This window comes from Streptomyces niveiscabiei, assembly GCF_001419795.1.
GTDB lineage: Bacteria > Actinomycetota > Actinomycetes > Streptomycetales > Streptomycetaceae > Streptomyces > Streptomyces niveiscabiei.
The window spans coordinates 1-270 of record NZ_LIRL01000364.1; the positions used below are offsets into that span (position 1 = coordinate 1).

The 270-nt window shown below is 75.6% G+C and carries 1 protein-coding gene; it reads right to left on the reverse strand.

Translation table 11 applies throughout. The features are described from left to right. Positions 1-270, reverse strand: a 270-nt coding sequence (locus AOK24_RS18345) for an ALF repeat-containing protein (RefSeq protein WP_159051915.1), incomplete at both ends; no start/stop codon positions are given.

Genomic DNA, 270 nt, shown 5'->3' on the forward strand with positions numbered 1-270 from the left:
GGCGGCGAGCTGGTCCTGGCGCCGGGCCTGGGACTGGCCGGTGGTGATGAAGGCGTGCAGCAGATCGGCGGGGCCGTCCAGGGCGACGCGTGCAGCGGCTCGCAGCTCGGGGCCGGGGCCGGCGGAGAGCTGGGCGGCGCGGACGCGTTCGTCCTGGGTGCGTGCGAGAGCCTGGCCGGTGGTGAGGAACTGGTGCAGCGCGTCGGCGGTGTCGGCGTCCAGTGCCTTGCCGATGGCCTCCTTCTCGATCGGACCCGCGCCGGTGAGCGC